The organism is Saccharopolyspora sp. NPDC050642, assembly GCF_040654735.1.
Taxonomy (GTDB): Bacteria; Actinomycetota; Actinomycetes; order Mycobacteriales; family Pseudonocardiaceae; genus Saccharopolyspora; species Saccharopolyspora elongata.
The window spans coordinates 75,245-97,055 of record NZ_JBFAIN010000031.1 but is presented as its reverse complement, the minus strand read 5'-3'; the positions used below and the strand labels follow the sequence as shown (position 1 = coordinate 97,055).

The 21,811-nt window shown below is 69.3% G+C and carries 22 protein-coding genes and 1 riboswitch; of the genes, 11 read left to right on the top strand and 11 right to left on the bottom strand.

Going from position 1 to position 21,811, the window contains the following annotated elements; genetic code table 11:
* The first annotated feature begins 142 nt into the window (after nucleotides 1-142).
* The 3 genes from AB0H93_RS33480 to AB0H93_RS33470 all read left to right on the top strand — a co-directional run bounded on the left by AB0H93_RS33480 (nucleotide 143) and on the right by AB0H93_RS33470 (nucleotide 2,378).
* Nucleotides 143-418 carry a hypothetical protein gene (locus AB0H93_RS33480; RefSeq protein WP_358578334.1) on the top strand — a complete coding sequence of 92 codons (276 nt, stop codon included), beginning with the start codon at nucleotides 143-145 and terminating at the stop codon, nucleotides 416-418.
* Nucleotides 419-599: 181 nt separating this feature from the next.
* Entirely contained in the window at nucleotides 600-830 is a 231-nt protein-coding gene (locus tag AB0H93_RS33475; RefSeq protein WP_358578332.1) for a hypothetical protein, read from the top strand.
* A 129-nt stretch (nucleotides 831-959) separates the two neighbouring features.
* Nucleotides 960-2,378: a PQQ-binding-like beta-propeller repeat protein gene (locus tag AB0H93_RS33470; RefSeq protein WP_358578329.1), complete on the top strand. Its 1,419-nt coding sequence runs from the start codon at nucleotides 960-962 to the stop codon at nucleotides 2,376-2,378.
* A gap of 75 nt (nucleotides 2,379-2,453) precedes the next feature.
* Here AB0H93_RS33470 and AB0H93_RS33465 read toward each other — a convergent pair whose 3' ends face one another.
* The 5 genes from AB0H93_RS33465 to AB0H93_RS33445 form a co-directional block, all read right to left on the bottom strand.
* A complete protein-coding gene (locus AB0H93_RS33465; protein ID WP_358578327.1) occupies nucleotides 2,454-3,698 on the bottom strand; it encodes a hypothetical protein in 1,245 nt (414 codons plus the stop codon).
* Nucleotides 3,699-3,744: 46 nt separating this feature from the next.
* The gene (locus tag AB0H93_RS33460) at nucleotides 3,745-4,323 is read right to left on the bottom strand and encodes a DUF3558 domain-containing protein (protein WP_358578325.1); all 579 of its coding nucleotides are present in this window, start codon (nucleotides 4,321-4,323) and stop codon (nucleotides 3,745-3,747) included.
* Nucleotides 4,324-4,335: 12 nt separating this feature from the next.
* Nucleotides 4,336-4,749, bottom strand: a complete 414-nt coding sequence (locus AB0H93_RS33455) for a hypothetical protein (protein ID WP_358578322.1) — start codon at nucleotides 4,747-4,749, stop codon at nucleotides 4,336-4,338.
* Between the two features lie 153 nt (nucleotides 4,750-4,902).
* Complete coding sequence (locus tag AB0H93_RS33450) at nucleotides 4,903-5,691, bottom strand: ESX secretion-associated protein EspG (RefSeq protein ID WP_358578320.1); 789 nt, start codon at nucleotides 5,689-5,691, stop codon at nucleotides 4,903-4,905.
* A gap of 93 nt (nucleotides 5,692-5,784) precedes the next feature.
* A complete protein-coding gene (locus AB0H93_RS33445; RefSeq protein ID WP_093268532.1) occupies nucleotides 5,785-6,072 on the bottom strand; it encodes a DUF2530 domain-containing protein in 288 nt (95 codons plus the stop codon).
* A 60-nt stretch (nucleotides 6,073-6,132) separates the two neighbouring features.
* Between AB0H93_RS33445 and AB0H93_RS33440 the strand changes: the two genes are divergently transcribed.
* From AB0H93_RS33440 to AB0H93_RS33430, 3 genes are all read left to right on the top strand, one after another.
* Entirely contained in the window at nucleotides 6,133-7,599 is a 1,467-nt protein-coding gene (locus AB0H93_RS33440) for an NCS2 family permease (RefSeq protein WP_358578318.1), read from the top strand.
* A gap of 229 nt (nucleotides 7,600-7,828) precedes the next feature.
* The gene (locus AB0H93_RS33435) at nucleotides 7,829-8,263 is read left to right on the top strand and encodes a MarR family transcriptional regulator (protein WP_358578315.1); all 435 of its coding nucleotides are present in this window, start codon (nucleotides 7,829-7,831) and stop codon (nucleotides 8,261-8,263) included.
* Between the two features lie 125 nt (nucleotides 8,264-8,388).
* Nucleotides 8,389-9,612: an MFS transporter gene (locus AB0H93_RS33430; RefSeq protein ID WP_358578312.1), complete on the top strand. Its 1,224-nt coding sequence runs from the start codon at nucleotides 8,389-8,391 to the stop codon at nucleotides 9,610-9,612.
* Nucleotides 9,613-9,891: 279 nt separating this feature from the next.
* On the opposite strand, the gene AB0H93_RS33425 is transcribed toward AB0H93_RS33430, so the two are convergent.
* Nucleotides 9,892-10,524: a superoxide dismutase gene (locus tag AB0H93_RS33425; RefSeq protein ID WP_358578310.1), complete on the bottom strand. Its 633-nt coding sequence runs from the start codon at nucleotides 10,522-10,524 to the stop codon at nucleotides 9,892-9,894.
* A gap of 180 nt (nucleotides 10,525-10,704) precedes the next feature.
* Nucleotides 10,705-10,819, top strand: a riboswitch (cobalamin riboswitch).
* A 91-nt stretch (nucleotides 10,820-10,910) separates the two neighbouring features.
* Here AB0H93_RS33425 and AB0H93_RS33420 point away from each other — a divergent pair.
* The 3 genes from AB0H93_RS33420 to AB0H93_RS33410 are packed head-to-tail and all read left to right on the top strand — an operon-like array spanning nucleotide 10,911 to nucleotide 13,617.
* Nucleotides 10,911-11,846: an ABC transporter substrate-binding protein gene (locus AB0H93_RS33420; protein ID WP_358578308.1), complete on the top strand. Its 936-nt coding sequence runs from the start codon at nucleotides 10,911-10,913 to the stop codon at nucleotides 11,844-11,846.
* Nucleotides 11,843-12,856, top strand: coding sequence for an iron ABC transporter permease (locus tag AB0H93_RS33415; RefSeq protein WP_358578306.1), 1,014 nt, complete (start codon nucleotides 11,843-11,845; stop codon nucleotides 12,854-12,856). The genes AB0H93_RS33420 and AB0H93_RS33415 overlap by 4 nt, the downstream gene beginning before the upstream one ends.
* Nucleotides 12,853-13,617 (top strand): ABC transporter ATP-binding protein, encoded by a 765-nt coding sequence (locus tag AB0H93_RS33410; protein WP_358578304.1) that lies wholly within the window; start codon nucleotides 12,853-12,855, stop codon nucleotides 13,615-13,617. Before AB0H93_RS33415 ends, AB0H93_RS33410 begins: the two co-directional genes overlap by 4 nt.
* Before the next feature lie 141 nt (nucleotides 13,618-13,758).
* Here AB0H93_RS33410 and AB0H93_RS33405 read toward each other — a convergent pair whose 3' ends face one another.
* Together AB0H93_RS33405 and AB0H93_RS33400 are read right to left on the bottom strand one after the other, a co-directional pair.
* The gene (locus tag AB0H93_RS33405; RefSeq protein ID WP_358578336.1) at nucleotides 13,759-15,255 is read right to left on the bottom strand and encodes a glutamate--cysteine ligase; all 1,497 of its coding nucleotides are present in this window, start codon (nucleotides 15,253-15,255) and stop codon (nucleotides 13,759-13,761) included.
* A 118-nt stretch (nucleotides 15,256-15,373) separates the two neighbouring features.
* Nucleotides 15,374-16,312, bottom strand: a complete 939-nt coding sequence (locus AB0H93_RS33400) for an aldo/keto reductase (protein ID WP_358578302.1) — start codon at nucleotides 16,310-16,312, stop codon at nucleotides 15,374-15,376.
* Nucleotides 16,313-16,721: 409 nt separating this feature from the next.
* Here AB0H93_RS33400 and AB0H93_RS33395 point away from each other — a divergent pair, with 409 nt between their 5' ends.
* Both AB0H93_RS33395 and AB0H93_RS33390 read left to right on the top strand, forming a co-directional pair.
* A complete protein-coding gene (locus AB0H93_RS33395; RefSeq protein ID WP_358578299.1) occupies nucleotides 16,722-17,525 on the top strand; it encodes an RNA methyltransferase in 804 nt (267 codons plus the stop codon).
* Nucleotides 17,525-18,136 (top strand): DUF2537 domain-containing protein, encoded by a 612-nt coding sequence (locus AB0H93_RS33390; protein ID WP_358578297.1) that lies wholly within the window; start codon nucleotides 17,525-17,527, stop codon nucleotides 18,134-18,136. The genes AB0H93_RS33395 and AB0H93_RS33390 overlap by 1 nt, the downstream gene beginning before the upstream one ends.
* A 218-nt stretch (nucleotides 18,137-18,354) precedes the next feature.
* Here the strand turns inward: AB0H93_RS33390 and sepH are convergent, their stop codons facing one another.
* The 3 genes from sepH to AB0H93_RS33375 form a co-directional block, all read right to left on the bottom strand.
* Entirely contained in the window at nucleotides 18,355-19,260 is a 906-nt protein-coding gene (gene sepH / locus AB0H93_RS33385) for a septation protein SepH (protein ID WP_358578295.1), read from the bottom strand.
* 266 nt (nucleotides 19,261-19,526) lie between these two features.
* Nucleotides 19,527-20,666, bottom strand: coding sequence for a phosphoserine transaminase (gene serC / locus AB0H93_RS33380; protein ID WP_358578293.1), 1,140 nt, complete (start codon nucleotides 20,664-20,666; stop codon nucleotides 19,527-19,529).
* 205 nt (nucleotides 20,667-20,871) lie between these two features.
* Entirely contained in the window at nucleotides 20,872-21,792 is a 921-nt protein-coding gene (locus AB0H93_RS33375; RefSeq protein ID WP_358578291.1) for an SEC-C domain-containing protein, read from the bottom strand.
* Nucleotides 21,793-21,811 lie beyond the last annotated feature (19 nt).

Genomic DNA, 21,811 nt, shown 5'->3' with positions numbered 1-21,811 from the left:
GCGGACCCGTGCGTCGACGTGGTCCGGAAGCGGCTGGGCGAGGAGCACTTCACGGTGCTGGAGCGCAAGGCGTGGCCGCTAGAGCAGCCACAACCACTCACGACCACTGCCCAGCGGAAGCGCCAACGATAGGGAGAAGCCAATGTTCTGGATTCAGCTCAGCACGTTCGTCCTGTTCAACCTGCTGATCCTCGCGATGCTCACCACTCAGATCCCCGTGCGGGCGATTGCCTTCGCGACAACGGGGCAGCATGCGGGCGGTGGCGAAGGTGCTTACACGGTCTGGCATCTCATAGCCGACATCGAAGCGGAAGCCCGAGAAGAATACGGGTCGGAACGCGAACATCCCCGCATACCGCCGGAATTCCCCACTACTGACCCCGATGAGCCCACCGGGCGCCACCACCTGCGGCCCTGAAAGCTCGTGAGCGCTCACTCCGGCTCTTACCGGAGCCAGCACTCACGAGACCCGAGCAGGGCCGGTGCGGTGACGTCCCCCAACCCCCACCCGCACCGGCCCACCCCGGTGACCGGGCGCGATACCCCCGACCCCACGCGCCCGGTCACCGGCCAAAACCCAGCGGCTCAAGGAGAACGCGATGACGCGATCGACCGAGAACGGCCCCGAAGAGCGAGTCGGCTACTGGGCCGCCTTCGGCTACCAGAACCACGTGATCCCGGTCGAGGACCCACGCCGCGAAGGCCGGGACCTGATCGCGCTCTGCGGCGTGATGACGGCCCCCGACGACGTCACCGCCCGAGACGGCCGCCCGACCTGCGGCGTGTGCGCAGCCGAAGTCCGAAGTGGACGAATAGATGTGCGGCCGTGACGTTCGGCTGAAGATCGCATTTCCGGCATCTCGGTCGGGCATAATGCTATCTGGCCTGGTGACAGGTCGTTTTTGGGGGAGCGCTCCGATTCTGCGCGAGCGCGTTCATGCCGAGGGGAGCATGTCGAAGTGACTCATCAAGGCTGGCCGGGAAACCAAGGCCGGCAACCCTATCCACAGCAGCCCTACCCGCCGCAGTACCCGGCGATGCCGCCCAAGAAGCGCCGGACGTGGGTGCCGCTCCTGATCATCGGGCTAGTCGTCGTCCTGGTCGGCGGCGGCGTGGCCGGATGGCTCGCGCTGCGCGCCAGGTACGGCCCGAGGGATGAGGACCAGCGGCAGGCGGCGACGCTGCTCTGGAAAGAAAGCCCGACGATGGAGGAGAAGCCGTTCAACAGCTGGGCTTCTGACGGCATCGTCGCCGTGATGCACGAAGACTGGCTCGACGCGTTCCACGCCGAATCCGGCGAAGACGCTTGGGACCTGGAACCGCCGCTGCGGGCCGGGGACGACGCGAAAATGAGCCGGTTCTGCGGCATGAGCCACGAGGTGAAGAACGGCCTCGGCGTGGTCGCCTACGGCCCGTACAAGAAGGACACCTACGGCGGCACCGGCTGCTCGACGATCGCCGTCATCGACGTCAAGACCGGTGCCGTGAAGCGGCAGTTCGACATGCCGGTCGTCGAGAACCGAGGCACCACGAACTTCACCGACCCGGAGATCGTCGGCGACGTGGTGGTCTTCGCGCTGCACGACATTGTGTTCGGAATGAGCTTGACCAGCGGTAACGAGATCTGGCGCCACGACCAGGAAGTGCACCGGGGCTGCCGGGTGCTGGGCCCGGCCATCAGCGAGCGGACCGTGGCGGTCCCGCTCGACTGCACGACCGACGGCGCCGCCCAGGAGCTCCTCCTGCTGGACCCGGCCACCGGCGCGGAACGCGGGCGAGCGACGTACGAGTCGCAGAGCCCGGTCGGGGTGATCTCTGCCGACCCGCCGATCGTCGAAATCGCGACGAGCGATGACTTCCAGGCCCCGCGAACGCTGCTCGTCTTCGACGAGGCGGGGCGTCAGGTGACCACCATCCCGGAAGAGGTTCCCGCAGGGCGGCTGAACTTCGCGCCCATCAACGACGAGGTCGACAACAGAGCGCGCAAGAGGTATCGCGCCTTCGTCGCAGATGGGCTGCTCATCGCGCCGACGATGAGCAAGGCTGTCAGCGAGTACCGCGAAAGCAACAAGATCGTGGCGGTCGATCTGAAGACCGGCAGGCAACGCTGGGATGCGGAGCTCGGGCCGAAGGTCAGCGGCATGCCGTTCGCCGTCACGGGCCGTAGCGTGCTCGCGATCAACCAGCACACCTACGAGAACCCGTCCCAGGTGTTCGAGATCCCGCTCGGCGGTGGCAGTCCGAAACCGATCAGCGGGCTGTTTCCGGATCCGGGCACGCTGGTGGACAACTACAACCTGCATTGGGGCGAAGGAGTGGTTTACGGCGCCTACATGAACTCCGGCACCACTCCGATGCCGATCTTCGCCGTGAGATAGCCCAAGGAAAGCGCTGGCCGCGCACCGGAATCGGTGCGCGGCCAGTTCGCTTCGGTCGACCTCAGCGGGTGTTGCTCACTCGCCGAAGACCGGCGGGGCGACCTTGGGCAGGCCCAGGTCGTCCCAGGCCTCGTCCGTGTCGACCCAGTACTTGTCCTCGTGCTCCAGGTCTTCCTCGCCCTGCTTGCCCTGGCCGCGACCAGCAGCACCAGCGCCCATGCCACCGGCGCCACCACGACCGGCCGCACCAGCAGCGCCACCGGCACCGCCGGCACCGGAACCGCCGCCGAGACCGCCGAGTCCGGCGCGCCCGCCGGCACCCAGGCCCGCACCGCGGCCGCCGGCGCCACCGGCGCCGAGCCCGCGAGCGCCACCGGCACCGCCTGCGCCGGAACCGGAGCCGCCGCCGGGCGGCATCATGCCGAACCCGCCGCCGCCCATGTTCGGGCCCGTGCCGACGTTGGGACCGGGGTTGACGGGCAGGCCGGGACCGTTGGTGACGGGCGGCGAGGACCACTGCGACGTGTTCTGCGACGGAGTCGTGTAACCGTCGCCGGGACCGCCGGTGCCACCAGTGCCGCCGCTACCGCTACCGCTGCCGCCGCCGAGGCTGCCACCCCAGCTGCCACCGCCACCGCCGCCACCAGGCCCGCCGCCGGGAATCCCGGAACCGTTGGGAATGCTGCCAACGGTCGGGTTCGTCCCGGTGCTGCCGGAGCCCTGGTCGTACGCCATCTCGGGAGCCTTCGGGTAGAAGGCCAGGTTCTGCGAGACGTTCGTGGTGCTGTTGCTGTAGTTGTCGTAGTGCTGCTTGGCTTCCTGAGCCTTCTCGGTAGCCTCGCGCTCCTGCTTCTGCAGGTCGGTCTCGCCACCGACCAGCCAAGCGCCGCCCTTCTCGAGCAGGTTGTCGGTCGCGTCGACCTTCACCGGCTCAGGCATGCTGTGCTTGACCTTGCCGAAGTTCTGGACCTGCTGCTCAGCAGCGTCTCCGACCGACGTCGAAACGTCCTTGGCGTCGCGGATGTAGTCAGTCATCGGGCTGAGCTTGTTGCCGTGTTCTTCGGCTGCTTGGCCGGTCCAGGCAAGGCCCGCCTTGGTGTTGGCCGTGTCGAGGTCACTGGCAACCCGGTCAAACAGGTCGGCGATCTCGCCCTTCCAGCCACGGACGGACTCGGCCAGATCGTTGGTGCCCTTGCCGCCCTGGATCTGCTGGTACTTCTCCGGGTGGTTGAAGCCCACCTTCTGCATGATCTCGTCCGTGTTACCACGGTCCGAATCACGCGTGAGCAGGTAACCACCGACGAGGATCGGTAAAACCATGATCACACCCCCTTGTCAGTAATGGTCGTGGTATGCACGAACGCGATCAAGCGTTCGGGATGTTCTTCAGGACTTGGCTGGTGACCTTCTCGGCGTAGCCGCACGGGTCTTTCATCTCAGGAGAGTCGCCGCCGCGGAGGCTGAAGTTGACTTCAATCGACTGGTCGTCGGCGACAGCCAGCTCGACGCGGCACAGAGTGCTCTGCTCGTCGACGCGCGCGCCCTGATAACCATCGACCTGCGTCGGCTTGAAGTTGTCGTTCGAATCGGCGCCATCCATGATCTTCGCCAGGCCGCCGAGCTTGGTGTTGATCGCGATGTTGATCGCGAAGGCATCATTGCGGATGAAGCACTGAGTCTCTCCGTACTCGGACGTGCTCTGCTCCGTCTTGCCCTCGCCCTCGGCACCCAACTGCGACAGCTGGTCCTTGGTGATCAACTGGCAAGCATCGGTTGTCGACTTGAGGTTCTTCGGGTTCTCGACCTTTGGCACCGCCGACGTAGGGGCCGTTGTCGGCTCGGGCGCGGCCGATGTCTGCTCGCTACTCGACCCGCCGGGGGAACACGCCGATACCCCCAGGACGGCGAGAAGTGACAAGGCGGTCAATGCTGCGCGGCGTTGCACGTGAGATCGTCCTTAAACCTGGCGAATACGGGAGTCTTCGTCAATGTTCTGGTAGTCGCGCGATGCGGCTTCGAGCTGCTCAATCTGCACCTGCAGGCGCTTCTTGGCATCGTCGACGGCCCACGAGAGGCAACCCTCGTTGTGCCCTGCCATGTCGCCCAGCGCGGAGGAGAGTCGGTCGCTCACCTCGTCGTCACCAGGAGGCGCGATTTTCTGCAGCTGCTGCGCTTTGAACAGGATCTGGTCGAGCTTGTCCTGCGCGTCCTTGTATGCCGTGAGCAGGGCTGGAATCTGCTCGATGTCGACCTGGAACGCCGCCGCCGATGCGGTACCGCCCGAGTTGATCGCGGTGTGGATCGTCGCTGACCGCGCGGCCTTCTGCCCCGCCGTGACGACAGCGTTGCCGATCCCGTCGAAGAATGACACCTCTCACTACCCCCTTTGTCCCCTGAATCAGGTACACGTCGCGCTTAGCTTGCCAGGTCTTTGCCCGTTCGTGCACAGGTGTGACGATCCTTGGCGCGGTTCGGTTCCCAACTCGTTGTCGGATTGGTCCTTTTGGCGGAGTGACGTTGGTCGCTACCAGGCCGCTTCGCGCTGGGTCTTCGTCGTCAGCTCCCCGAGCACCCTGGTGAACGTGCTCATGTCCGCCCCCGCGAACATCCGCTGGGTCCCGCTGTTGTAGACCGCCGTGCGGCCCTGCTGTAGGTCGATGATCCGCAGCGTCTGGTCTCCCCGGCGCTCGCGGCGGCGGTCGTCCCAGATCGTCACGCCCGCTTCGCCGAGGCCCAGCCGCGGGCCTTCGAGCAGCTGCGTCATCTTCCGGAAGCTCGCCACGTTCACGCCGCGCGCTCGCAGGCTCTGCTCGATCGCCTGCGGGTCTTCGTCCCCGCGGCGGCGCACGTCGGCCATGGCCGCGCGCATCTCGGCGAGGTCCACGCTCAGCGCCGGTCGGATGCGGGCCGGCGGGTGCTCCGGGAGCACCGACACCAGCGACGGGATCAGGTCGTTCGGGTGCACCGGCTCCAGGATGATCCGGTCGCCGTCGACGACCGTGCGCACCGCCGTCTTGTTCGCCTTCGACACCGCGGCGCGCAGTTCGCTGCCCTTCTGCGAGGAGAACCGCAGGTCGTATTCGACCGTCACGTGCGTGTAGATGCCGAGCAGTTCCATGACCCGGTCGTTCACGCCGCTCGGGCTGATCAGGCCGCGATCGCGGACCCGCTGCTCCGCCGCCTCGAACTCGCGAGGCATGTCTTTCACGGTCGTCCCGTAGTTGCTGTACGACGCGATCATCGGGATCCGGCTGAGATCGGCGCGTTCGGCCAGGATCGCGAATTCGAGTCGGTCGACGTCGAGCTTGGGCACTGGTGCTGCGCTCCCGCGTTAGGGCATCGGAACTTGATGTCGACTGTGCAGACTAACTGGTCGCGGGGCTGTTCGGAGCAGAATCGGGCAGGCTCAGCCGTCGAGTCCCGACAGGCCCTTCCAAGCGCCCCGGGAACCGCGGCGCGCAGCCGAGCGCTGCCAGCGGAACACGCCGTAGCCGATGATGCCGAGCACGCCCCCGGCCAGGCAGGTCCAGAACTGGATGCCGGCCCAGTCGCGGATGCCGAACAGCACCACTCCGGCGAACCACAGGGCCGTGCCGAACAGCACCACCGGCGTGGGGTCCGCGAGCCTCCGCGGCAGCGGCGGAACCGGCCGGTGACCCGGCGCCGAGGGGGTGGATTCGCTGTCCTGTGCCACGTCAGGCAGGCTACTCCCGGTAATGAACGCGCGCGCAGGCGCGGTGATCGGGAAGTACTGATGGTGGATCGAGACGTTTCCAAGAAGTCGCTGCTGGACCGGTATTTCAAGATCACCGACCGCGGGTCCAGCGTCGGGCGGGAAGTACGCGGCGGCGTGGTCACGTTCGTCACGGTCGCCTACATCATCGTGCTGAACCCGCTGATCCTCGGCAGCTCCTCGCCCGACGACGCCGGTGCCAAGCGCGACGTGCTCGGCAACATCCTGCCGGTTTCGCAGGTCGCGGCGACCACCGCGCTGGTCGCGGGCGTGATGACGATCCTGTTCGGACTGATCGCCAACTACCCGTTCGCGATCGCCGCCGGGCTCGGCATCAACACGCTGCTGGCCGTGACCATCGCGCCGCAGGTCACCTGGCCCGAGGCGATGGGCCTGGTGGTGGTGGACGGCATCATCATCCTGATCCTGGTCGCCACCGGGTTCCGGACGGCGGTGTTCAACGCGGTGCCGCCCGAGCTCAAGGCCGCGATCGCGGTCGGCGTCGGCGTGTTCATCACCTTCGTCGGCCTGGTCGACGCCGGTTTCGTGCGGCGCCTGCCGGACGCCGCCAACACGACCGTGCCGGTCGGGCTGGGCATCGAGGGCTCGATCGCCTCGTGGCCGACCGCGGTGTTCGTGTTCGGGCTGGTGCTCACCTCGGTGCTGGTGGCGCGCAAGGTGCGGGGCGCGATCCTGATCAGCGTGGCCGTCACCACGGTGCTGTCGATCGTCATCGAGACGGTCTTCCACGCGGGTCCGTCGAAGGGCACCAACCCCTACGGCTGGAACCTCGGCTACCCGGCGGTGCCGGAGCAGGTCATCGGCCTGCCCGACCTGTCGCTGGTCGGCGACATCTCCTTCGGCGCGTGGACGCGGCTGCCGGCGCTGGCCGCCGCGATGCTGGTGTTCACGCTGGTGCTGGCGAACTTCTTCGACGCCATGGGCACCATGACCGGCCTCGGCAAGGAGGGCGGGCTCGCCGACAAGGACGGCAATCTGCCGGGCATCGGCAAGGCGCTGGCCGTCGAGGGCGTCGGCGCGGTCGCCGGCGGGTTGGGTTCGGCGAGCTCCAACACCGTGTTCGTGGAGTCCGCGTCCGGTATCGCGGAGGGGGCGCGCACCGGTCTGGCGAACGTGATCACCGGCCTGCTGTTCCTGGCGGCGATGTTCTTCACCCCGCTCTACCAGATCATCCCGGTGGAGGCGGCGGCTCCGGCGCTGGTGGTGGTCGGGGCGATGATGCTCACCCAGATCCGGCAGATCGACCTGTCCGACTTCAGCATCGCGCTGCCCGCGTTCCTGACGATCGTGGTCATGCCGTTCACGTACTCGATCGCCAACGGCATCGGCGCGGGCTTCATCAGCTACGTGCTGCTGCGGGTCTTCACCGGCCGCGTCCGCACCGTGCACCCGCTGATGTGGGTCGTGTCGGCGGCGTTCGTGCTCTACTTCTGCTCCGGCCCGCTGCACGTGCTCTTCGGCATCTGACCCGGCCCGTTCGCGCAGGTGATCGCCCGTGCGCGTGTTGTGTCGCCAGGGCAGCACAAAGTGCACACGGGGCCTGGTCGGGCGCGACGCAGCATTGGTCCGTTCGGAGCAGTGCGTCGATTGGGTTGCGATTCCGGGCGCGGGGTCGCCGGCTGGCTATGGTGGACGGCCACTGATTAGGCCTGATCAGTTTGTCCGTTTCCCCGAGATAGTTTGGTAGACTAACGACGTGTCCGATATCGCGGAGCGCGAGCGCACCCTGGCGAGTCGGCTGCGGCTCGCCGTCGTCCGCCTGAACCGGCGGCTGCGCGCGCAGAGCACCGACTCGAAGATCACGCTGTCCCAGCTGTCGGCGCTGTCCTGTCTGCACAAGGCCGGCGCGTTGACGCCCGGCGAGCTGGCGGCCCGGGAAGGCGTCCAGCCGCCGTCGATGACCAGGGTGATCTCCGCCCTGGAAGATGCCGGGCTGGTCGCACGTCGGGCGCACCCCACCGACGGCCGGCAGGCCATCGTGGAGCTGACCGAGGCGGGCCGGGCCCGCATAGACGAAGAAGTCTCGATCCGGGAGCGCTGGCTGGACCAGCAGCTCGCGGACCTGACCGAGGAAGAACGCCGCGTGCTGTTCCAGGCGGCGGAGATCATCGACCGGTTGGCCGGCCGATGAACCGAGTCCGATGAGAGGCGGTACGCGCCAGCGTGGTTGACCGATCCGCAGCACGCACGGGAACCGACCCGAGCGGAGATCCGGCCAACCGCAAACCACCGTCCACATCGGACCGATCCGGCGGCATGTTCCGCTCCCTGCGGGAGCGCAACTACCGCTACTACGCCTCCGGCCAGGTCGTTTCCCTGACCGGCACGTGGATGCAGCGCGCCGCGCAGGACTGGCTGGTGCTGGAACTCTCCGGCGGCAGCCCGGCCGCGCTGGGCGTGGCGGTCGCCCTGCAGTTCGCCCCGACCCTGCTGCTGACGCTGTGGGCGGGCGTCATCGCCGACCGCTTCGACAAGCGGCGCATGCTCGTCGCCACCCAGAGCGCGCTCGGCGCCTGCGGCCTCGTGCTGGGGCTGCTCGACGTCACCGGTGTCGTGCTGCTCTGGCACGTCTACCTGCTGTGCTTCGTGCTCGGCTGCTTCGCCGCGGTCGACGCGCCGGTGCGGCAGTCCTTCGTCGTCGAGATGGTCGGGCCCCGGCAGCTCACCAACGCCGTCGCGCTGAACTCGATGACGTTCAACCTGGCGCGCATCGTCGGCCCGGCCATCGCCGGGGTGCTGATCACCGCGATCGGCACCGGCTGGGTGTTCCTGCTCAACGGGTTGAGCTCGGCCGCCGTGGTCGCCGGGCTGGCGCTGATGGACGCGTCGGCGCTGCACCGAGCCAAGCCGCCGCCGAAGGAACGCGGCCAGCTGCGCGCCGGGCTGCGCTACGTGCGCGGGCGGCCGGACCTGCTCGTGGTGATGGTGCTGGTGTTCTTCGTCGGCACGTTCGGGATGAACTTCGAGAGCTCCTTCGCCGTGATTGCGCGCAACGTCTTCGGGCGCGACGCCGACGGCTACGGCCTGCTGATCACCATGCTCGCGGTCGGCACGCTGACCGGGGCGTCGCTGGCGGCCCGGCGCAGCGGCCGCGGGGTGCCGAGGCTGCGGCTGATGCTGCTGGGCGCCGGGGTTTTCGGCGTGCTGGAGGCCGCGGCGGCGCTGATGCCGACCTACGAGCTGTTCGCGGCGTCGCTGGTGCCGGTCGGGATCGCTGTGATGACGTTCACCACGAGCGCGAACGCGACCGTCCAGCTGGCCGTGGAGCCGACCATGCGCGGCCGGGTCATGGGCCTCTACATGCTGCTGTTCCTGGGCGGAAAGCCGCTGGGCGGGCTGGCTTCGGGATGGCTCGCCGAGGTGCTCGGGCCGCGCTGGCCGATCCTGCTGGGCGGGCTGGCGTCGCTGGCCGCCGCGCTCGGCGGCGTCGCGGTGCTGGCTTGGCGGCGGAGAACGGGGTTGCCCAAGTCGAAAGGTTAGGCTAACCTAAAACGCGTCCGCTTCGTGGTGGGAGCGGTAGTCAGTTCGGGAACAGATCGGGCCCCGGTCTCCTGCGGGAGGCCGGGGCCCGGTCGTATCCAGGGGCCTGGAAAAGGACTTCGGGGCCCTCCCTGAGGAAGGCCCCGAAGTTTCGGCAGTGGGCTTGTCGGAGCACTCACCACCGAGCGGTGGGGCCGTGAGTGCTTTGTGTCGCCAAGGCAACACAAAGCACTCACGGCTTCTGACCAGCGAGAACCGAAGGCGCGGTGGTTCTGCTTGTCAGGCGGTGGGAAGGCGGAGGCCGTTGTAGCCGGCGCGGGCGTCGGCGAAGCGCTTGGAAACCTCGTCCCAGTTGACGACGTTCCACAGGTGCTTGACGTAGTCCGCCTTCACATTGCGGTACTGCAGGTAGTACGCGTGCTCCCAGATGTCGAACACCAGCAGCGGCGTGGTCGCGATCGACAGGTTCGAGTGGTGATCGCGCAGCTGCTGGGTGATCAGCCGCTGACCGACCGGGTCCCAGGCCAGCACACCCCACCCGTTGCCCTGGATCGTCGTCGACACGGCCTCCAGCTGGGCGCGGAACTTGTCGAACGAGCCGAAGTCCTCGTCGATGGCCGCCGCCAGCTCGCCGGTGGGCTTGTCCCCGCCGCCCGGCGAGAGGATCTTCCACCACACCAGGTGCAGCGAGTGTCCCGCCAGGTTGAACGCCAGCGTGGTCTCCAGCCCCACGATGGAGGAGAAGTCGCCCTTCTCCCGCGCCTCGGCGATCTTCTCCACCGTGTCGTTGGCGCCCTTGACGTACGCCGCGTGGTGCTTGCTGTGGTGCAACTCGTTGATCTCACCGGCGATCGCCGGCTCCAACGCCGCGTAGTCGTAATCCAACTCCGGCAGAACGTACTGCTGCGCCATTGAGCGTCTCCCTTCGCTATCGACAGACTCTAGCTACTGCCACCCTATGGCAACTAAGCCGGATGGAGGCGTTGATCTCACCTGTCGGGCGAGTCCCCGCTGCGACCGCGATGAGCAGCGAAGACGTTGCGGCGTGGGAGGAAATTGCCCGGTTGACCCGGTTCGACGCGTGGGGCAGCATCCTCGGCAGACCCTGCGAGCGGGGGAAGCCGGTCGAAGTCCGGCGCTGACCCGCAACGGTAGGCCGCGCGATGCGCGGCGAGCCCGATCACCTGCTCGCGAGGGATGGCTCCAACGACCGCCGTGGTCTGCGGTCGGGGTCAGGGACTCGCGGCCGCCCGCGCGGCCCCGGCTTCGGCGCAGGCTCGTCCGCCCTGGAAGGCAAGATGCGCCGCTTATTCGTCCTCGTCCTAGTCGCGCTGTCCCTCGCGGGCTGCGCCAACGCCGAGTCGCAGGCCGACGGGTTGCGCGTCGAGAACTGCGGCAGCACCGAGGTGTTCCCCGAACCGCCGAAGCGCGTGGTGAGCCTCAACCAGCACGCCACCGAGATCCTGCTGGCGCTCGGCCTGGGCGATCGGCTGGTCGGCACTGCCTACCCGGACGATCTCGCGCCGCCGGCATCGGTGGCCGCCGCGTACGCCGGGGTGCCGCTGCTCGCCGACCAGTACCCGTCCTACGAGCGCATCCTCGAAACCGAGCCCGACCTGGTCGTCGGCGGCTACAGCAGCGCCTTCGACGACACGGAGGGCCGGAGCCGGAAGACGTTCGAGGACAACGGCATCCGCACGCTGCTGCTTTCTGAGTCCTGCGCCGCCAGCCCGGCGGGGATGGACACGCTGCTGTCGGACATCGCGATGTTCGGCGAGGTGCTGGGCCTGCAGGAGAACGCACGGCAGGTCGCGGCCGGGATCGAGCAGCGGGTGCGCGCGGTCGAGGAGCGGCTGGGCGGCGCGGAGCCCGTCGACGTCTTCGTCTACGACTCCGGCGAGCAGGCCGCCTTCACGCTCGGCGGCAACGGCGTCGGGCACGACGCGCTGCGCCGGGCCGGTGGTCGCAACGTCTTCGGCGACGTGCCGAAGGTCTTCGCCGACGTCAGCTGGGAGCAGGTGGCGGCGCGGGCCCCGCGCGCGATCGTGCTCGTCGATTACCTGGCCGCTCCGGTGCAGAACAAGCAGGCGTACCTGGCCGGGCATCCGCTCGCCTCGGGCACGCCCGCCGTCCGCGAGCAGCGGTTCAGCACGATCCCGCTCGTCGAGCTGACCGAGGGCATCCGGTTCCCCGACGCCGTCGAGCGGCTGGCCCGGGACCTGCACGGCGCATGAGGGCGCGGTTGGTGCTGGTGCACGCCGTGCTGCTGATCGCGCTGGTGGTGATCGGCGGACTGGCCGTGTCGCTGGGCTCGGTCCGGTTGCCGCTGGACCAGGTCTGGCGGATCGTGCTGGAGCCGGTGGTGCCCTGGATCGACGCGGACTGGACGCGGGTGCGGGCCGCGATCGTGTGGGATTCGCGGATGCCGCGGGTGGTGACCGGCATCGTCGTCGGCGCGGCGCTCGCGCTCTCCGGCGCGATCGCGCAGCTGGTCACCGCGAACCCGATGGCCGACCCCTACCTGCTCGGGGTGTCCGAAGGCGCCGGCTTCGCGGCATCGCTGGTGATGGTGCTGGGCGTCGGCGCCGGGGCGCTGGGGCTGCCGGTGGCCGCGTTCCTCGGCGGGCTGCTGGCGCTGGTCGTGGTGCTGGCGGTGGCCGGGCGCTCCGGATCGATGACGACGCTGGTGCTCGGCGGGCTCGCGGTCGGCCAGGTGGCCTACGCGGCGACGTCGTTGGTGCTGCACGTCTTCGCGACCGGGGACCAGGCCAAGCAGGTGCTGTTCTGGATCACCGGCGGGCTCGGGGCCGCGCGCTGGGAGTCGCTGCCGGTGCCCTCGGCGGTGCTGGTGATCGGCCTGATCGCGGCGGTGGCGGCGGGCCGCTGGATGAACGTGCTGCACGGCGGCGACGACGCGGCCGCCGCGCTCGGGCTCAACGCCCGGGCCTTCCGGATGGCCTGCCTGGTCGGGATTTCGCTGCTGGCCGGGACCGCGGTCGCTTTGGCGGGCGGCATCGTTTTCGTCGGACTGCTGGTACCGCACGCGGCGACCTTCCTGGTCGGAGCCGAGGCGCGGCGGATGCTGCCGGTGTCGGCCCTGTTGGGCGCGGTGTTCCTGGTGCTGGCAGATCTGGTGGCGCGGCTGGTCATCGCGCCGTCCGAACTGCCGGTCGGGGTGCTCACGGCGATGGTGGGCGGGCCGCTGTTCCTGATCATGCTCCGGCGGCAGCGGAGGATCGCATGAGCGTGCGGGTGCGCGGAGCGCGCGTGGAGCTGGGCGGCAGAGCGGTGCTGTCCGATGTGGACGTCGAGGTGCGGGAGGGCGAGGTGTTCGGGCTGGTTGGCCCGAACGGCAGCGGCAAGACGACGTTGCTTCGCGCGCTGTACCGGGCGATCGAGCCGACGGCCGGAACCATCGAAGTGGCGGGGCGAACCAAGGTCGGGCGACGCGAGCTGGCCCGGATCCTCGCTGCGACCGTGCAGGAAACCGAGAACCGCGCGGCGTTGACCGTGCGCGAAGTGGTGACGCAGGGCCGGCTGCCGCACCTGGGCCTGTTGGAGCGGATGCGGGCGGCGGACCAGCGCATCGTCGACGAATCCCTGCGCGCCACTGGACTTCTGGATGCGGCGGAACGAGATGTGCGCACGCTGTCCGGTGGCGAGCGGCAGCGAGCGGCGATCGCGCGTGCGCTGGCGCAGCAGCCGCGGGTCCTCGTGCTCGACGAGCCGACGAACCACCTGGACCTGCGGCATCAGTACAGCATCCTCCGCCTCCTCCGCGACCTGGCGAGTGACGGCCTGACGGTCCTGATGACGCTGCACGACCTCCGCCATGCGGCGGAGTTCTGCGACCGCATCGCGGTCCTCCACGAGGGCGAGGTCGCCAGAACGGGAACCCCGACCGAAGTCCTGGACGAGGACCTGCTCGCAGAGGTCTTCGGAATCCGGGCCCGCCTGACCCACCACAACGGCCGCCCCACCCTCGACGTCGACGGAGCCCTCTGACGTGCAACGCCGATGCTCCCGGGGAAAGCGCACAATATCGAGGATGAGGAGTTTCCAATTTTAGGCAAAATCGGGAATCCGCTCGGTGGAGCGGGAGCTTTCGTGGGCTGAATTTCCCGGTTTTAGGCAAAATTGGGAAGTTCAGCCCACCGGCCAGGTGTGGACCGGGTCACCGTTGTCCGCCAGGTCGATGTACCGGCGCAGCATCCCCGCCAGCGCTCCGCGCCGGTCTGCGCCGCGATCTTCCAGCAGCGCAACCGTTTCCCGCTGCCACGTCGCGCCGTTGCGCTTCGCCATGCACCGCTTCTCGATCACGCCCAGGTAGCGTTCGCGGGCCGCGTCCGACACGCCGCACGCCTGCAGGCCGTCGTGCGCCATCGGCAGCAGGCGGCGCAGCACCAGCTCGTCCGGCGACACCCAGCCGACGCTCGGCCAGTACAGGTGCGCGTCGAAGCCATGCCGGGCCCCGGCGTAGAAGTTCTCCTCCGCCGCCGCGAACGACATCTGAGTCCACAGTGGCCGGTCCTGCTCGGTGAGCGCCCGCTGGACGCCGTAGAAGAACGCTGCGTTGGCGACGATGTCCACCACCGATGGCCCCGACGGCAGCACCCGGTTCTCCACCCGCAGGTGCGGAACCCCGTCCACCAGGTCGTAGACCGGCCGGTTCCAGCGCCAGATGGTGCCGTTGTGCAGCCGCAGCTCCGCCAGCGTCGGCGCCCGGCCGGAGTCCAGCGCCGCCAGCGGATCCTCTTCCTCCGGTTCCGGCAGCAGCGCCGGGAAGTAGCGGACGTTCTCCTCGAACAGGTCGAAGATCGAGGTGATCCACCGCTCGCCGAACCACACCCGCGGCCGCACGCCCTGGTTCTTCAGCTCCACCGGACGCGTGTCGGTGGCCTGCAGGAACAGCGGAATCCGCGTCTCGTGCCACAGCGCCTTGCCCAGCAGGAACGGGGAATTCGCGCCGATGGCCACCTGCACCCCGGCCAGGCACTGCGCGGCGTTCCAATGCGCCGCGAAGTCCTCCGGCGCCACCTGCAGGTGCAGCTGGACCGACGTGCACGCCGACTCCGGCAGGATCGAATCGGCGTAGGACCGCAGCTTCTCGGGCTGCGCGTCGTCCAGCGGCACGCCCTCCATGTCGAGCAGCATTTCTTCGCCGCGCGCCAGGAAGATCTGCTCGTTGAGCAGCGAGTACCGCGGGTTGCGCGACAGCCAGTTCGGGTCGAAGTGCGCGCTGCGCAATGTCGGCAGCGTGCCGATCATGACGATCTTCGCGCCCGCGTCGTGCGCCCCGCCGTCTGCGCGCACCAGCGCTGCGCGCAGACGGGACTCCAGCTCCAGGGCGCTGTCGCCCGCGAGCACCTGCGGCTCCACGTTGAGCTCGATGTTCTGCTGGCCGAGCTCGGTGGTGAACAACGGTTCGCTGATCTTCTCCAGCACCACGGCGTTGGACATGGACGGCTCCATCTGCTCGTCCACCAGGCACAGCTCCATCTCCAGCCCCATCTGCTGGTGGGGGAAGGAGAAATTGCCTTCGGCGAGCATCCGGGCCAGGGCGTCCAGGCCGCGCTGCATCTTGTTCCGATACCGTTGCCGGTCCACTGGCTTGAACGCTTGATTGTCCACGTGCCGTCCCATGCCGTCTCCCCGCTTGATCGGCAGCACGTCAGCGCGCAGCGCTGGGGAAACCACCGTGACACATCGGTACCCGGGGGAACAGCGGCCAAAACGGTGTCACGCACGGCGCGGAGAGTGATCAATCGGAGGCGTCGGTGAGCCGCTCCAGCTCGGCTTCGGTCAGCTCCAACCCGGCGGCCGGGAGCAGGTCGGCGAGCTGCTCGGTGTTGCGGGCGCTGGCGATCGGGGCGGTCACGGTCGGTTGCCCGAGCAGCCAGGCAAGCGCGACCGAGGACACCGGCACGTCACGCAGCGTCGCGATCTCGTCCAGCGCCGTGAGCACCTTCACACCGCGCTCGTCCAGGTAGGCACGGGCGCTTTCGGCCCGCGGGCTTTCCGAACTGTCCCCGCCCGGGCGGTACTTCCCGGTCAGGAACCCGTGCGCCAGCGCGTAGTAGGGCAGCACGCTCACCTTCTCCCGAGCGCACAGGTCGGCTAGCGCGCCTTCGAACTCGCCGCGTTCCACGAGGTTGTAGTGCGGCTGCAGCGCGGAGAAGGCGGCCAGCCCCTCGCGGCGGGAGACCTCCAGCGCCTCGGCGAGGCGGGGCGCGGTGTAGTTCGACGCCGCGATGTAGCGGACCTTGCCCTCCCGCACCAGCTCGTCGAAGGCGGCCAGGGTTTCGGCCAGCGGGATGGACGGGTCGTCATCCCCATGGGCGTAGTAGAGGTCGATGTGGTCGACACCCAGGCGGCGCAGCGAATCTTCCGCCGCGGCCTTGATGTTCGCCGCCGACAGGCCGCGGCGGCCCGGCAGCCTGCCGACCTTGGTGGCGACCACGATGTCGTCGCGGTTGCCGCGGGCGCGCAGCCATTCGCCGATCAAGGTCTCGGATTCGCCGCCGGAATTGCCCGCCACCCAAGCGGAATAGCTGTCGGCGGAGTCGATGAAGTTGCCGCCCGCAGCGGCGTACTGGTCCAGAACGGTGAAGGTGGCGTCGCGATCCGCCGTCCAGCCGAACACGTTGCCACCGAGGCAGATGGGGAAGACGTCGAGTTCAGTGTCGCCGAGTCGAGTCATGCTGCGGAACCTACTCCCTCCCGCACACCCCGGAACCGATAGAGCCTGTTCCGAACTTGCTCTGCGTGGCGGTGCGGGTGGCGGCCCCCCTGCGGGAGTTGCTGTCGCCTTCTCGCTGTGGGATCCCCGACATCATGAATGCCACGGGGCTGTCCTCGCGAGAAGGCACTTGAGAACCCGCGGCGGTGCGAGTTGCGAGGGTGGGCCAAGTGCTGCGCCGCTTCAAAGGCAAACCCCGCGTTACCGCACCTCACACCACGACATCCCCAACAGCCTCTATAGCGATCTTCGTGTGGTTTGCCGGAAGTCCCGGGAGATCGATGCCGGCACCTCCGGTCCCACGAGTCGCGCGCGACGGCGCGAGATCGGCCGGGCCGACTCGATTGGCGGCGGGTGCGAGAATGCGGGCGTGGTGCACATTGTCGAGGTCGACGACGTCGACGACCCGCGGGTCGACGACTTCCGCGATCTGTCCCGCGCGGACCGCCGCCCGGACCGGCCGGGCGGGCGGGGGCTGGTGATCGCCGAAGGCGTCGTGGTGGTCGAGCGGCTGCTCGCCTCGCCGTACCCGGTGCGGGCGCTGTTCGGCGTGCGCCGCCGCATCGAGGAGCTGACCGAGGCCGCCGAGGTCCTGGACGTGCCCGCCTACGTCACCGACGCCGACGTGATGGCTCGCGTCGTGGGTTTCCACCTGAACCGCGGCGTGCTGGCGGTCGCCGATCGCGCGCCGGTCGTCGAGCCCGCCGAGCTCATCGCCCGCTCCCGCCGCCTGGTGGTGCTGGAAGGCATCGGTGACCACGAGAACCTCGGCGCGCTGTTCCGCAACGCCGCCGCGCTCAGCGTCGACGGCGTGCTGCTCGGCGCGGGCTGCTCGGACCCGCTGTACCGGCGCAGCGTGCGGGTGTCGATGGGACACGTGCTCCGCGTCCCGTTCGCCCACCTCGGCTCCTGGCCGGAAGACCTGAAATTGCTGCGCGACAACGGCTTCCGCATCGCGGCGCTGACCCCCAGGGCGGATGCGAAATCCCTTCGCGAAGCGGCCCTGGACAGCGGCCCGGTGGCGGTGCTGCTCGGCTCCGAAGGCCCCGGGCTCACCGACGAGGCCATCGCGACCGCGGACCTCGCGGTCCGCATCCCGATGGCGAGCGGGGTGGATTCGCTCAACGTCGCCACGGCCGGTGCGATCGCCTTCCACGCGATGAGCGGAACGTGATGGACGCCCGGGAAACCGGCTGGGAGCTGCACGCGCGATCCGGTCGCGCGGTGCTGGTGCGCGGCGTCGGCCGGGAGGTGGACCCGGCCCGGCTGCGGCTGCCCGGCTCGCTGGTCTCGGCGCTGCACGAGTGGGCGCACGTGGTGGAAGCGCTGCAGACCGAGGAAACCGCGGACACCACGGCGGAGCTCGTCTCGCGGCGCGGTCGCCAACTGGCGATGCGCCTGGCGGCGGAGACCGGCGGCCAGATCGGCTACGTCGACCCGCTCAGCGGCGAACTCGACCACATCGGCCGACCGCGCTCGGCGCACGCGATGCGCGGGTGGCACGGCGGAACGATCGCCCCGGTGCAGCCCACGCCGTGGGGCCCGGGCCTGGTGATCAGCGCGATCATCGGCGCGATCGTGACGGTGACCCTGGTGGTGGTGACGCTCGGTCTGGCGGACGTGAGCGGAATCCTCGCGGCGGTGGTCAACATCGCGGTGGCCGCGGGGTTCGCGCCGTCGATCTGGCTGGGCCGCAACGTCCCGGTCTGGCGCTGGGCGGCTTACGGAACGGCGGTGGGCATCATCGCGGCCTGGATCGCTCTCCTCCTCAGTCTCCTCGGCTGAGCACTACCCCTGGTCAACCCGCAATTTCAATGGAAATCGAACCTCTGATTTCCATTGAAATTGCGGTGAGTTGTCCACAGCCGTCGGCGTGTCGTGGTCCGACATGCCGACGTAGTGCGGTTCAACGGCGTGCAGTTTCAATTGAAACTGCGGTGGACATGGCAACGGGGCCGGGGCGAGCATCAAGCTCGCCCCGGCCCCGTTGGGTTGTTCTGTCGTCAGCGGTGGGAGCGGACGCCGAGCAGGACGTCTTCCCACGACGGCACGATCGGATGACTCTTGCGCCCGCGCCGCGGCTCCGCCTTGCGCTGCGCGTCGTCCTCCGCCGCCTCGGCGGACGCGCCTTCGGCGCTCTCCTCCGCCGTCGGCTCCGCCACCGGCTCCGCCGGCGGAGGGCCGGTGTCCAGGTCGAGGGTCGGCGCCTCCGGTCGCTGCGCGACCACCGGCTCCTCCACCCGCTCCGGGACCGGCTGCGCCTGCTGGTCGAGCTGCAGCGCTTCGCGGGCCAGCTCGGTGACCGGCCGGACCGTCCGCAGCGGGCGGTTCGGGGACGGGTCGAGCAGGTCGGCCGCGTGGTCGTCGAGCGCCGCGACGGTGCCGCCGTGCGCGCCGGGGTGGAAGACCCAGTGCGCGCGGTTCTCCGAGCGCCCGGCCTGCCAGGTCAGCTGGACGACCCACTTGCCGTCCTCGCCGCGCCACGAGCCCCACTCGGCCTCGGCGTAGTCGTGGCCGCGCATGCCGAAGGTGTGCGCGACGACCTCGCCGAGCGTCTGGACGTCCGGGCCGTCCTCGCGGACCGGGTGCGCGCGCTGGGCCATCTCGGCGATCTGGGCGCGCTCGAGCAGCACGGGGTAGGCGTAGCGCTCGACCCGGTGCTCGGGGATGCCGGAGGCCTCCGAGATCTGTGCGACGGACGCGCCGGAGCGGATGCGGGCCTGGATCTCCCGGGGCCGCATCTGGGCTTCCATCTCGATCTGGACCTGGCCGAGCCTGGTGAGGTCACCGCGGGCTGCGGCACGCAGTCGTTCGTCGGCGGGCACGGTGAAGCGCTCGCCGTTCTCCGGGTCCTCGCAGATGACGGATTCACCGTCCTCGTCGAGCCCGACCACTCGCAGCGCTCGCATACGCCAGCCTCCCGCCGACCTACATGTCACCAAGCTGTGACAGTAACCCGGCGCGCCGCCTTGACGCGGGAGGCACGCCGGGCACGTCGTCTCGTTGTTGGTCGCTCTCTCCGCCTTCGATCTTGCCGGAAAGGTGGCGCCTGGGCGAACGGGTAAAACCACTCATTTTCGTTGAGGATCACCGCTAGTGCCCAAAAGTTCGCTTGGTGGTGTCATTTTGGGCAAAAAGCCGCCGGGACCTCTGCGGATCCCGGCGGCTCAGCGTGTCAGGAAAGCTGCGAAACCACCCAATCGATGGACTTCGTCAGAGCGGTGACGTCGTCCGGGTCGATCGCCGGGAACATGCCGACCCGCAGCTGGTTGCGGCCCAGCTTCCGGTACGGCTCGGTGTCCACGATCCCGTTGGCGCGCAGCGCCTTCGCCACCGCGGCGGCGTCGATCGAGTCGGCGAAGTCGACCGTGCCGACCACCTGGGAGCGCTTCGCCGGGTCGGCCACGAACGGCGTGGCGTACTCCGACGCCTCGGCCCAGGAGTACAGCCGCTGCGACGACTCGCGGGTGCGCTGCGAGCACCAGTCCAGCCCGCCCTGGCCGTTCATCCACTCGATCTGGTCGGCGAGCAGGAACAGGGTGGCGACCGCCGGGGTGTTGTAGGTCTGGTCCTTGCGGGAGTTGTCCAGCGCGGTGGGCAGCGACAGGAACTCCGGCACCCAGCGGTCGGACGCGCCGATCTCGCCGATCCGCTCGATCGCCGCCGGGCTCATCGCGGCCAGCCACAGCCCGCCGTCGGCGGCGAAGCACTTCTGCGGCGCGAAGTAGTAGACGTCGACGTCGGCGGCGTCGAACGGCAGCCCGCCCGCGCCCGAGGTGGCGTCGATCGCGATCAGCGCGTTCTCCGAGCCCTCCGGGCGGCTCGGCGCGAGCATCACGCCGGTGGAGGTCTCGTTGTGCGCCCAGCCGATCAGGTCGACGGACGGGTCCGACACCGGCTCCGGCGCGTCGCCCGGCTCCGCGGAGACCACCACCGGGTCGCCCAGGAACGGCGCCGTCTTGGCGGCCTTGGCGAACTTCGAGGAGAACTCGCCGTAGGTGAGGTGCAGCGACCGCTCGCGGACGAGGCCGAACGTCGCGGCGTCCCAGAACGCGGTGGTGCCGCCGACGCCGAGCACGACCTCGTAGCCCTCCGGCAGGGAGAACAGCTCGTGCAGTCCCTCCCGGATGCGTCCGACCAGGGACTTCACCGGCTTCTGCCGGTGCGAGGTGCCCATCACCGCGGCGCCCGCGCCGGCCAGGTTCGCGAGCTGCTCGTCGCGGACCTTGGACGGGCCGCAGCCGAACCGGCCGTCGGCGGGCTTGAGTTCCTCGGGAAGCTTCAGGGTCGTCGGGTCGATTTCGGCCTGCGTCATGCCGGCGCCTCCGGGCGTTGTTGTGGTGACTGTGCAGGTGGCGGGGCAGTGCCTCCCGCGCGCCAGTGGCCTGATGACCGGCGCCTTTGCCGGCTCGGCTCAAGTGTTGCAGCAGGGTTTCGGGGTCGTGACCCCGGTGCTGCCAACAGCCGCAACGCAACTTACTGCGGACGTCGGCCGTTGGCCAACAGCATCCGGATCTTGGTCAGGCGAAGCCCGGGGCGCCGCAGCACTTCTTGTACTTGCGCGCGGAGCCGCACCAGCAGGCGTCGTTGCGGCCCGGCGGCCAGGCGATGGCCAGGCCGCGGCGGGCGGCCTCCGCGGCGAACTCCGCGCGGGTGGACTGCTCGTCCAGGGCGATGCCGCGCGACGCCGCGAAGCCCACCAACGACTTGAACGAGCCGATGACCACCGCCGCCTCCGGGTGCTGCTGCAGCGCCCGCTCGGCCTCCCGGCGGTGCTCCAGGTGCTCGGTGCCCGGGTACCAGCCCGGCCGTTCTCGCTGGATCTCGGCGAAATCCGCCGCCGGCCAGAAGAGGATCGCCGGGTCCTCTTCGTGCCGCCGGATGCTCTCGATCTGCGCTCCGATCTGGCGGCCGTGCTCGGTCAGCCGGTCGTGGAGCTCGTCGGGGCCGTCGGACGGCAGGCCCAGCTCGCGACGCAGGAGGCTGCGCTGCCGCAGCAGCTCGGAGCCGGCATCGCCCATCTCGATCTCGGCGTCCAGGCTCGGGACGAACCGGTTGACGCCGATGTTGAGCCAGCGCAACGCTTCCTGCGGTTCGTCGACGAGCTGGTACGCCATCGACGCGGTCACGTAGGCCCACTCGCAGTTCGAGCCCTCCCGGAGCAGCCGCGCGAAGCGCTCCTCGGCCTCCGCGCGCCGCCCGTGCGTCAGCAGGAACTTCGCGTAGGCGGCCGGGCCGTGGAGCACGTTGCTGTCGTCGTCGACCTCGGCCGCGACGCGCAGAGCCCGCTCCTCGCGCTCGTGCTCGCCCGCGAAGTGCCAGTAGTCCGCCGCCTCGACGAGGTCGTTGCACTGCTCGCCGCTGGTCTCAGCGTCGGCCTCCAGCGCTTCGGCGTACTCGACGTGCAGCCGCCGTTGCGCCTCGCCGGATGTGACCGTCACCACTCCACGCTACCGCTGT